The 11,400-nt window shown below is 61.8% G+C and carries 8 protein-coding genes; 6 read left to right on the top strand and 2 right to left on the bottom strand.

Going from position 1 to position 11,400, the window contains the following annotated elements:
* Positions 1 to 1,205: 1,205 nt before the first annotated feature.
* Positions 1,206 to 1,721, bottom strand: coding sequence for a hypothetical protein (locus H3V53_RS35190; protein ID WP_336601759.1), 516 nt, complete (start codon positions 1,719 to 1,721; stop codon positions 1,206 to 1,208).
* Between the two features lie 284 nt (positions 1,722 to 2,005).
* Here H3V53_RS35190 and H3V53_RS35185 point away from each other — a divergent pair, with 284 nt between their 5' ends.
* From H3V53_RS35185 to H3V53_RS35170, 4 genes are all read left to right on the top strand, one after another.
* A complete protein-coding gene (locus tag H3V53_RS35185; protein ID WP_336601758.1) occupies positions 2,006 to 2,581 on the top strand; it encodes a phasin family protein in 576 nt (191 codons plus the stop codon).
* 120 nt (positions 2,582 to 2,701) lie between these two features.
* Positions 2,702 to 3,130 (top strand): hypothetical protein, encoded by a 429-nt coding sequence (locus H3V53_RS35180; protein ID WP_336601757.1) that lies wholly within the window; start codon positions 2,702 to 2,704, stop codon positions 3,128 to 3,130.
* Between the two features lie 1,117 nt (positions 3,131 to 4,247).
* The gene (locus H3V53_RS35175) at positions 4,248 to 4,430 is read left to right on the top strand and encodes a hypothetical protein (protein WP_336601756.1); all 183 of its coding nucleotides are present in this window, start codon (positions 4,248 to 4,250) and stop codon (positions 4,428 to 4,430) included.
* 381 nt (positions 4,431 to 4,811) lie between these two features.
* The gene (locus H3V53_RS35170) at positions 4,812 to 5,867 is read left to right on the top strand and encodes an AI-2E family transporter (protein WP_336601755.1); all 1,056 of its coding nucleotides are present in this window, start codon (positions 4,812 to 4,814) and stop codon (positions 5,865 to 5,867) included.
* A 199-nt stretch (positions 5,868 to 6,066) separates the two neighbouring features.
* On the opposite strand, the gene H3V53_RS35165 is transcribed toward H3V53_RS35170, so the two are convergent.
* Positions 6,067 to 6,819: a TetR/AcrR family transcriptional regulator gene (locus H3V53_RS35165; RefSeq protein WP_336601754.1), complete on the bottom strand. Its 753-nt coding sequence runs from the start codon at positions 6,817 to 6,819 to the stop codon at positions 6,067 to 6,069.
* Positions 6,820 to 7,051: 232 nt separating this feature from the next.
* Here H3V53_RS35165 and H3V53_RS35160 point away from each other — a divergent pair, with 232 nt between their 5' ends.
* Together H3V53_RS35160 and H3V53_RS35155 are read left to right on the top strand one after the other, a co-directional pair.
* Positions 7,052 to 8,230 (top strand): efflux RND transporter periplasmic adaptor subunit, encoded by a 1,179-nt coding sequence (locus H3V53_RS35160; protein ID WP_419539646.1) that lies wholly within the window; start codon positions 7,052 to 7,054, stop codon positions 8,228 to 8,230.
* Positions 8,227 to 11,400: an efflux RND transporter permease subunit gene (locus H3V53_RS35155; protein WP_336601753.1), complete on the top strand. Its 3,174-nt coding sequence runs from the start codon at positions 8,227 to 8,229 to the stop codon at positions 11,398 to 11,400. The genes H3V53_RS35160 and H3V53_RS35155 overlap by 4 nt, the downstream gene beginning before the upstream one ends.

Here is an 11,400-nt window from a genome sequence, read left to right as displayed (position 1 = left end):
GATCGAGAGAGGCGACCCGCCGCCCGCCCGTGGACAACCCGCGATTCAACGCTTAACGGAGGCTAGCTCACATCAAATCTCTAACTGCAAATCCGTCCGATATTCGCATCAGCAAAGGCAAGTCATGACCCCGCGCCCAGGCGCAGCAGGATTGTGCCGATCAGCGATCGGCAACTCAGGTCGACAAATTATCAGCGCTCGCCGAGGCAGGCATGTAACGACGGGACCGACTCCGCGGAAGCGCCGGACCCGGAACGTGGTCTACCGGTTCATGTACGTAACGACCGCAATCGCTCGCCGGCGCGGGCGCGCAGAACGGAGGGCAAGACGATGTCAAAGAGCAGGTGTTCGCTGCTGGCGATGATCGGATTTTTCGAGCGCCGTTACAAGCCAGCAATCTGTTTCCGATGTTGAGGAAGTCCCGCGTTACAGGTTCCCAAACGAATGCTGGTGAAGGGAAATGGGGACCCAGATTATGCGATGGCCCGTTGGGCAGGACTGGTGGCCAGCCGTATAAAGACCGTTTCCAATAGAGTCCATAGGGGCGACTGTCGCCCTCGATCGATGTAGGGTACACGCGCGCAGCGGCGCGGCCATAGGACGCATTGCATAGAAGATCGGTTGCATCCCGACCGCACAGTTATAACAGTTTCAGTCGACGGGCGAACGCGCGCCTAACTGCCTGCGCGGATCTCTGCACCAGATGCTGCGCGGCGCAATAGTACAAACCGATTTGTTTGCGCGATCGAAGTACCGTCGCCGTTTCTGGCGGGGAACCTGGCCGGATCAGCTAGCCAGCACCACGGCCGTCGAGCGCCAGGTCCGAACGGACGGCGGTGGCGCACATCCCGATTTCCGGTAAGCGCATCAACGACCTGCAGCCTTTCATCTACGACTACGTCAGGCAGGCGCCTCGATCCGCATCCCGCACGGATTCAAGCCGATGTCCGACGGGAGGTCGCTCCGCTTACGCGGCCTCTGCTCGCGCAGACAGATTATCGAACGCGCTCCCCGCCGCGGGACTCCATTGCAGTGCAGGAGCTGTTCCCCGCCAATCGTTGTGTGCCCAAGTATCACCGGAATGCCGACTACGCGCTTCTAGATATCCCGGCGGCGCTCTGGCCGGCGGGGTGCCGCTCGCCGGTTCCCATGTTTCTACGAGACAACTTTACGCAATCGGCGCCCGTTTACGGACGGCCTGCCGTTCAGTGCACTGACCCATGACGTCCGCCACCGCCCCAGTAGTGGCCACCGCCGCCCCAGCCACTCCCGCCACCGCGCCATCGGTATCCGTGGCCAGTCCAGCTGCCTCCGTGCCCGTGGCCCCAATAGCCGTGGCCGCCCCAGCCTCCGTGGCCCCAGTGGCCATGATGGCCTCCGCCGTAACAGCAGCCACCCCAATAGCCGAAGCTCAGCGACAGCGAAGGTCCCCACCACGGCCAGCCGTAGTACGGATACGCGACGGGATAATACGCCGGCTCGACGAAGACCGGCGCGGCGGCTGCGAGATAGGTGTTCGTCGATGCAGTCGCATCTGAAGCTGTGCCAGATGTGGCGGCATCGGGCATCGTGAATGGATATGGCTGCGTCACGGCCGCCGGTACATCGCCGTATGGAACGTAGCCGTAGGGCGCATAGTAGTAGCAACCGGCCAAACATGCGGACAGCGCGACCGCCGCACCCGCGCCTCGTGCGCGCGGCACTGCATCAAGCGCTTTCATGACGTGCTCCCTGCCGCGCAACGCATGCGCGGCGCGCTCTCTTACAATAAGCCTATGACAGCAAGCCCAGTGCCACTTTCCACACAATTCATCGCCGGTGCGTCTGCGCCCCTGTATTTACGACCATCCCCTTCCTGGAGCGACTCGAAGCCTTCCGTTGTGGTTCAGAGTGGTAACCCGGGAGCGGCCATTGCTGCGCAACTAATCCCTGCCCGGGAGCACTGCTCTGAATACATCGAGCAGTTCCTCGGGAGACCCGTCACTATTCACAGATGGAGGTCATCATGAGCAATCTTCCAGGTGACCAGGTGGTCGTCTCACAAAGCGCCAGTTTCGAAGCTCTGTCCGACATGTGGACCAAGGCGTTTAGCTGCATCGAGAAGCTGACGGAACTGAACTTGCGGGCGACCCAGTCGACGCTTGCCGAAAATCAGGCGATCGCGCGCGCGGCGTTGTCAACCGGCGACACGCAGGAGCTGTTCGCGTTGCAGACCAGACGGGCGCAAGCGGCCATGGAAGAAGTACAGTCGTACTGGCGGCATGTGTACAACATCATGTCCGGCGCCCAGGCAGAACTGGCCGCGAGCGTGGAGTCACACTTCAAGCAGCGACAGCACGACGCGCAAGTCTTTGTCGAGACTGTGGCGAAAAATGCACCGGCGGGGACGGGGGCTGCCGTGAATGCATTGCAATCTGTTATCACGGCCGCGAACGAGGCCACGAACGCGACGATTGAAGCCAGCAAAAGAGCGGCTGAACAGGCGCAGGAAATCGCCAGGAATAACGGCGCAGCCGCAGCCTCCGCTTCAAACGGGGTGATCAAACAGGCCGACCAGGCCCGGACTGCAACAAAGCGGTGAACCGATATGGGGCGACGCGACCTCGAGGTGCGCGTTGCCTCGCGCCGCGTGCGGGTAATGGCTCGAGGTTCGCCCGTCGATCCTCGGCCAAGGTCACACTTCGAGCGCCCTGGCCGGCGGATGATCGACAAACTCAAAGCCATACTCGTGCGGATCATCGAAGACATAGGGGAAAGTCTCGGCGATGATCCACTGCATGTAGTAAAGGTCGGCGGCGTTGATCGTTCGCCACTGTTTCCGCACGCGAACCCGAACAGCAAGGAACCTTTTCAACGAATGGCCGATTTGCGACATATGCCGCTCGCTGGGCCACAAAATGCCCGCATGCCGACTGTGAACAGACGCCGGATCATGTCTGTTGGAGCAATTTTTGCAGTCTCGCGGATACGGGCTTTCCCCTTCACCGCGATCAACGTAAAAACGATACCGAGCCGCCGCCGACGTCGTGCGAGCGGATTTGTTCTGCAAATAGGAGCGTTTGTCTTGAGTGCGCCCGGCATCCCGTCGGAGCGTGTCAGCCTGGTTGCTACGACGGTGGCATTGCAGTGAGGTGGATCTTCGCCTTGGCGTGTGGAAAAGGCTGCCTGTCGAGCGATCAGTAGGTCGCCGCCGACCCAGTGACGCAGCGGCCCGAAAAGGGGCAAACACGTCCCGACTCGACGGGATACGGCAACGCATCATACGTTGCCGACCAGGCGGATGTGAACGACGGACGGATCATTGAACGTTTCCTCGTAGCGGGCCCGACTTCTTGGATGCGCCGCCCGGCGGCCGGCTACGGCGAGATGGCATGGAACCGATGGGTGCGAGGTTTTCAGCAACTTAAAATTTTTAGTCAGTGAAGCTCAGTTATGTGCTGCTCAGGCAGTGCGCGCGATAACCCCGCGGCGCGCACTGCGTGTTTCGATTTGTTTGCCCCGCAGCACGGCAAGCGAACTGGAGCGCGCAAGCCCCTTCTCTTCCTTGCTGCCTATAGGGAGATGACGATGAGCGCCCTTCATTCTCGTCCGCATATCTGTCCATCCGAGCGCCTCAGCCCCCGGCGGGCGCTGTTGTCGACGTCCTGCGTTCTTCCTCCCGACGCGCTCGTCGTGTGCTCCGTGCAGAAGGTATTGCGGTGCAACGCACGGTCCGGTGTCTGTGATGCGGCGCAGCTCTCATCTTCGACGTGTCTTCGCACCAGCGTCAGTGCAAACGACGGCTTTAACTCGGAACCCGTCTGAAGGCTGCCACCGGACTGACCGGCGGCAGTGGGTCGCTGACCTGTAGGTGTCCGCGTCGCGGAGATCGTGTCGATATCAAGGCACTCGACTCGCGTTAATTGCGCGAAAGAATTACATCAAGCAGATCGATGCCGGGAAATGGTCTGATCAGAAGCTCTGCCCTCGTGCTGCGCGTCGTCGCATCGTCGTTCGAGTCGTGAAACTGTCTGTCTGGATGAATGCTTCTGCGCTGCGGGGATCAAGCGCGCCTGCAAACCCCACAGCCTCAGTAGTCACTGCAGGGCGAACCGCATGCGCGCTCGCGCATTTGGCGGATCTCTGCCCCTTTATTGGCGAGCTGGCAACAGACAATTGCGGTCGTCGTTTTAGCGTCTGACGCACATATACTGCCCGCCGTCACCACACGTCGGTGGCGGATCGTTTTTTCCAACGCAGGAGTACCAATGCAAGAGCAGTCGATCGCAAAGGCAGGCAAGGCGCGACCAGAAAACGCCCATCAGATCGTTCAGGATGCGCTTCGCAGTGCTGCGACGGCATCCACCCCTAACAGTGCTATTGACCTGTTGGGCGACGCGCTACTGCAACTGGAGCGACTGATATCGCTAACGGGCATGCGCATCCATTGACGCTCTCGACCGACTGGCCGTCATACAACGGATGCGATAGGTTGAGTCGGTCTTGCAGCATGAGGAGATAAGTCGCTTCGCTGCTCACGCTGGCAATGGTCCAGGCATATGCTGCAGCGAGCAACGCTGGCGGCGTGCCTGGTATCCCACCGAACGGGGCTTTCCCGAGATGCAGGGAGACGCGTGGCTGGTTTCAGTAAATTGACACAAACCACAATAGTGATAAGATAATCATCACTGGAAGTCGCCGGTGCGTTTACCGTGCCGCCGCCAGCGCTCCATCAAATGGCGCATGGAAAACAGCACGCACGGTGAACCCAAGATTGACGCCGCTTGCGTGCGCACAACCGGATATACCCGAACGCCAGAAGCCGTGCACCTATGACTGCCTACCATCGTCAATCGCTCTTCTGGGGAGCTGTCGCCTTGTTGGCGGCGTTTCTCCTGTGGAGCTTGCGTCCCGTTCTCACACCGTTTCTCCTGGGTGCAATCGTCGCGTATGTCTTGCAGCCGGGCGTCGAGTGGCTGGTGCGTCACCGCGTGCCCAGAGGTCTGGCCGCGCTTTTGATGATTGCTCTCCTGGCGCTGCTTGCTGCGTCGCTCATCTTGCTTGGACTTCTGGTGATCCAGAAGGAAGGGCCTTTGCTCACGCGGCAGCTTCCGTCGTTCGCGGCCCGGCTTGAAGCCGCGCTCAGGCCGCGGCTAGCTTATTTGGGGCTCAGCTACTCGCTCGATATGACGAATGTGCGCGACGCGCTGGCAGCGCACCTGATAGCCGACGAGCGCAGCGCTGCTAGCGCCCTCTGGCAGTACCTGTGCAGAAGCGGCGACATGATGGTCAGGCTCGTGGGGAATCTGGTGCTGGTGCCGCTCGTGCTTTTCTATCTGCTTTATGACAGGCATGAAGCGTTCGAGCGCATGGAGAGCTTTGTGCCGCGTCGCTGGCTGACCAGAACGCGCGACTTCGCTGCGGAAATCGATCACATGATGTCGCAGTATCTGCGCGGTCAGGTGCTCGTCGCCGCGATCCTCTCCGTGTTTTATCCCGCCACGCTGGCGCTCGCTGGACTGGAGATCGCGCTACCCGTCGGCCTGCTGACTGCGCTTGCCGTTTTCATTCCGTATATCGGATTCGCAACAGCGCTGGCGTTGGCGCTACTCGCTGCGGGCCTGCAGTTCGGGGACTGGTACGGTATTGGCGCGGTGGTCGTCGTGTATGCAACCGGGCAGGTTCTTGAGAGCGTTTTTCTCACGCCCCGGCTGGTTGGTGAGCGTATCGGCCTGCATCCGCTCGCGGTGATCTTCGCGTTGCTGGCGTTCGGCAAATTGTTTGGTTTCTTTGGCGTCCTGCTTGCGCTGCCTGCCAGTGCCGTCTTTGCTTTGGCGTTGCGCGAACTGCGTCGCCGATATCTCAGGAGTTCTCTTTACCGGGCGTGATGACGTATTGCGCAGCGCCCGCTGTGCATCGGGTTGCCAGAAGAGGCGGCGCTGCGGATCTTCGAGTAATGCGCTCCTTGGACGGACCTGTGGGAGGACCTGTAGCCGTCCGAGCTGCGCACGAGGGGGACGGCACATACGCGTCGCAGTCAAAACCCGTCCTCCGTCTTCCGTCGCGCTGACACGGCGCCGAGCCAATTCAGGCGGGCGCATCCTGCGGGACTGCAGCCAGCGGACGGCGGGCGATCTTTTCCGCCTCAAGGCGTGGGAGACCGAAAGCCTGCAAGACGATGGCTGCCGTACCTTCGGCGAATTTTTCCGCCCTGGAGGTGAGAGTCTTCCGGCTGGAAACTGCCCGCCTGGACGACATTGAGAGATCAAGTTCAGCAGCGATTCCCGCGAGTACGGTGCCAATCACCGAGATAACGCACATCAATTCATCCGCAATCACAAAGCGCTTCTCGGCCATGCCTCTTTCCGCATCTCGCAGCAGCCTCTGACCAAGACCCGTGCTGAGTGCACGCGCAGATAGTCCTTCGCGTATCAGTAGTTGCCCACAGACCGGCTCGCGGCAGGCGCGCAAGAGTGTATGGCGCACGCAAACAGCGATGACTTCCGCGGGATCGGCCAGTCCACTGGCGACCTGATCAAGCGTATCGGCGAACTTCTCGAAAAGCCAGTCAACCAGCGCGGCGAAGATCCCTTCCTTCGAATCGAAGTGGTTGTAGAACGACCCGAATCCCACGTCGGCGGCGTCCGTAATCTCGTTGATGGTGACACCGTCCATTCCTTTCTCGCCAACAAGCTCGAATGCGGCATTGAGCAGGCGGACGCGTGTCTCGGCCCTGCGTCGGGCTAGCCTGGGCGATTGTCCTGCCAGGGGCTTACGGCCCTCGATTGGCGCCTTGACGGTTTGCCTGCGACCTGCGCGCGGATGCGTGGCATCTGGCATGTTGCCTCCGTTCTCTGTTTCTTCAGATTGTAGATTTAAGTGTCATGATTGACAATAGCATCAGTAATGGGTTTAATGTCATTCGTGCGCCGGATGCAGCGGAAGCAGGGAACCTCCCGGCATGACACGAAGGGGAAGGTGAATCCGGCAAAGACGTCCTGGACGGGCTGGCAGACACCGTGCCTCGATCCGCAGACACCGAGCCTTTCTATCTGGATTCATCACCTGCCTTGTGAACATCGTGAAACATTCCGGTCTTGTCGCGCCGAAGCTCTCGCGCTCCCTCTTATCGTTCCTGTCCCAGTCGACGCACGGGGTTCCCGTTGTCATCGCGGCGTGCAGTGCGGTCCTTCTGTGCGGCTGCCACCAGCGAGAAGCTGTCGTGCCGCAGGCCAAGCCCGTTGTTGCGCGTGCGGTTCGTCCGGATGGGCGCGTCGCGGGTACCTCGTTGCCTGCCCAGGTGCAGGCCCGCTACTCCACGCCTTTGTCGTTTCGTGTGGGAGGCAAAGTCATCGAGCGGCGCGTGCGCATCGGCGACACCGTCAAGGCGGGGCAGACCGTTGCACTGCTGGACCCAACCGATCTCCAGAACAACCTTGTCAATGCCCGCGCGCAGCTCGACGCCGCCGAACATCGCCTTGTTTTCGCGAAGCAGCAGCTCGATCGCGATGAGGCTCAATCGCGAGCGAACCTGATCGCCGCTTCGCAACTCGAACAGACGCAGGACGCTTACGCGAATGCTGTTGCACAGCGCACGTCGGCGCTCGCGCAGATGGCGCTGGCGTCGGACCACCTGCGCTATGCGACGCTCACGGCGGACCATGACGGCGTGATCACATCGGAAGATGTGGATACCGGACAGAACGTGCAGGCCACGCAGGCGGTCTATCACCTCGACTGGACGGGGGACGTCGATATCGTCTGCGACGCGCCTGAACGAACGGTGAACTCGCTCACGGTCGGCAGCAAGGCGCGCGTCACCTTGCCTGCACTGCCCGGCAAGATCCTCGAAGCCCGGGTGCGTGAAGTGTCGGCAGCGGCCGACCCCGAAAGCCGCACCTGGCGGGTCAAGCTAACGCTAGCCGCACCGAGTCCCGAAGTGCGTCTTGGCATGACGGCCAACGTCGCCTTCGATGTCGCAGCCGATGGCGCCGCAGGCGAGGCCTTTACGGTACCCGTGACAGCGCTCTTTCATCAGGGCGAAAAGCCTGCTGTGTGGGTCGTTCGAAACGGTAGCGATACCCTCGAGCTCCGCCCGGTCACGATCCAGCGATACGACGAGCGCACGGTATCTCTCGGCTCGGGCCTGCATGATGGCGAGCGTGTCGTCCTGCAAGGCGTGCATGCCGTGAGCTCAGGGCAACATGTGCAAGTGGTGCCTCCACTGCATTCAGAGGATTCCCCGACATGAACGCGCGCGACCATGAAAACGCGCGGGACGGCGCGCCCCTGGATGATTCGGATAAAGCAGCTGCTAGCGGAACCGGTTTCAATCTCTCTGCCTGGGCACTGCGGCACCAGCAACTTGTGGTTTTTCTGATCGGGCTGGCTACGCTCTTCGGCGTCATCGGCTACACGCAGCTGGCGCAGTCGGAAGATCCGCCATTCACCTTCCGGACGATGGTCATCAAGACGTACTGGCCGGGTGCAACCGCCCCCGAAGTGCAGGAGCAGATCACGGACCGGATCGGCCGCCAGTTGCAGGCGGCGCCCTATGTCGACAACATCAAGAGCTACTCGCGCCCCGGCGAGTCGATGATCTTCTTCGCGATGAAGGACTCCGCGCCCGTGCGCGAGGTGCCCGAGACCTGGTACCAGGTGCGCAAGAAGGTCGGCGACATCCGGGCAACGCTGCCGAAAGGCGCGGTGGGGCCATTCTTCAACGACGAGTTCGGCGACGTTTACACGAACATCTACGCGCTCGAAGGCGACGGCTATACGTCCGCGCAACTGCACGACTATGCGGACAAGCTGCGCACCGTCCTGCTGCGCGTGCCTGGCGTGGCGAAGGTCGACTACTTCGGCGATCCTGACCAGCACATCTTTGTCGAGATTTCGAATGCGCAACTGACGCGCCTTTCCATCACGCCGCAGCAGCTCGCGCAGGCCATCGACGCGCAGAACGCCGTCGCGCCCGTCGGCATCATCACGACGGCGGACGACCGCGTGTTCGTGCGGCCAAGCGGTGCGTTCAAGGACGAACAGGCGCTCGCGGACATGCTGGTCACCGTCAACCGGCGTACGTTCCGCCTCGGCGACATCGCAACGATCAAACGCGGCTATGACGATCCGCCCGTCACGCAGATGCGCGTGGGCGGCCAGGCGGTGCTCGGCATCGGTGTGACGATGCAAAAGGGCGGTGACGTCATCGATCTCGGCAAGGCACTCGATGCAAGGACGGCTGAACTGCAGGCAAGTCTGCCGGCCGGCCTCAAGCTCGCTGCCGTCGCCAGCATGCCCCATGCGGTGAAGCATTCCGTAGACGACTTTGTCGAGGCTGTTGGCGAGGCAGTGGCGATCGTGCTCGTGGTCAGCCTCGTTTCGCTCGGCCTGCGTACCGGCATGGTGGTCGTCATCACGATTCCGATCGTGCTGGCCGTGACGGCGCTGTGCATGCATCTGTTCGGCATCGGGCTGGACAAGGTGTCGCTTGGCACGCTCGTGCTCGCGTTGGGGCTGCTGGTCGACGACGCGATCATCGCCGTCGAAATGATGGCCGTGAAGCTCGAGCAGGGCTGGAGCCGCATGCGCGCCGCGGCCTTTGCCTACACGAGCACGGCATTCCCCATGCTGACAGGTACGCTGGTGACTGTTTCGGGCTTCCTGCCTATCGCGCTCGCGAAATCGAGCACGGGTGAGTACACACGTTCGATCTTCGAGGTATCGGCCATTTCGCTCGTCGTCTCATGGTTCGCCGCCGTCGTGCTCGTGCCGTTGCTGGGCTTTCACCTGCTTCCCGAGCGCAAGGGCCATGCGAGTGGCGGCCACGGCCATGAACATGATGTCTACGACACGGGCTTCTACAAGCGCCTGTCGGGCTGGGTCGCCGCGTGTATCGACCGGCGCTGGGTCGTGCTCGGAGTCACCGCCGTGCTCTTCGTCATCGCGATGGGCGCCTTCACGCGGGTGCCGCAGCAGTTCTTTCCGAACTCCGAGCGGCCGGAACTGCTCGTCGACCTCAGGCTGCCGGAAGGCGCTTCGTTCGAGGCGACCCTGCGCGAATCAAAGCGCCTCGAGAAGGTCCTGGAGGGCAAGCCCGGGATCGACCACTTCGTCGACTTCGTCGGCACGGGCGCGCCACGCTTCTATCTCCCGCTCGACCAGCAGCTTCAGCAGCCTAATTTCGCGCAGTTCGTGATTACGGCCAAGGACGTGGAGACTCGCGAGGAACTGATGCACTGGCTCGACGCGAAACTGGAGAAGGACTTCTCTGGCGTGCGCACACGCGTCGCGCGACTCGAAAACGGTCCGCCGGTCGGCTTTCCTATCAAGTTTCGCGTGAGCGGCGACGATATCGCGACAGTGCGCTCGATCGCGGAAACGGTCGCCGATAAAACCCGCGCCGACTCGCGCACGCGCAACGTCCAGTTCGACTGGGACGAGCCGGCCGAACGCTCCATCTCGTTTGAGATCGACCAGAACAGGGCGCGCCAGCTTGGCGTTACTTCGGAGGATGTGTCCAGCTTTCTCGCGATGACGCTCTCCGGTTACACGGTTACGCAGTACCGCGAGCGCGACAAGCTGATCAACGTCGATCTGCGTGCGCCGAACAGCGAACGCGTCGATCCGGCGAAGCTCACGAGCCTGGCGATTCCGACACCCAATGGACCAGTTCCGCTTGGCTCGCTCGGACATGTGCGCGATACGCTCGAGTACGGCGTGATCTGGGAGCGCGATCGCCAGCCGACCATCACGGTGCAGGCCGACGTGCGTGGTGACGCGCAGGGCATCGACGTCACGCGCGATATCAATCAGGCGCTCGCCACCGTGCGCGCAAAGCTGCCCGTCGGTTACCGGATCGACGTGGGCGGCGCCGTGGAAGAGAGCGTCAAGGGCCAGACTTCGATCAATGCGGAAATGCCGTTGATGATCATCGCGGTGCTGACGCTGCTGATGATTCAGCTGAAGAACTTTGCACGCACGTTCATCGTCGTGCTGACTGCGCCGCTGGGACTCATCGGCGTAGTGGCTGCGCTGCTGCTGTTTGGCAAGCCGTTTGGCTTCGTCGCCTTGCTTGGCGTGATCGCGATGTTCGGCATCATCATGCGCAACTCCGTGATTCTGGTCGATCAGATCGACCAGGACATCGCAGCGGGGCACGCGCGCTTTGACGCGATCATCGGCGCAACGGTGCGGCGCTTCAGGCCGATCATGCTGACGGCTGCTGCAGCCGTCCTCGCCCTGATCCCGCTGCTTCGCTCCGGCTTCTTCGGGCCGATGGCGACGGCGCTGATGGGCGGCATCACGATCGCGACGATGCTGACGGTTTTCTTCCTGCCAGCACTCTACGCGGCCTGCTTCAGGGTCCGTCGCGATGAGCGCGGCACGCAAAGGGTCGTCGTCGAGCATACGGAGGTTTGA

Source organism: Paraburkholderia bengalensis (assembly GCF_037126505.1).
GTDB lineage: Bacteria > Pseudomonadota > Gammaproteobacteria > Burkholderiales > Burkholderiaceae > Paraburkholderia > Paraburkholderia bengalensis.
Note: the sequence above shows the minus strand (reverse complement) of the source record. Positions and strands in the feature narration are given on the sequence as shown.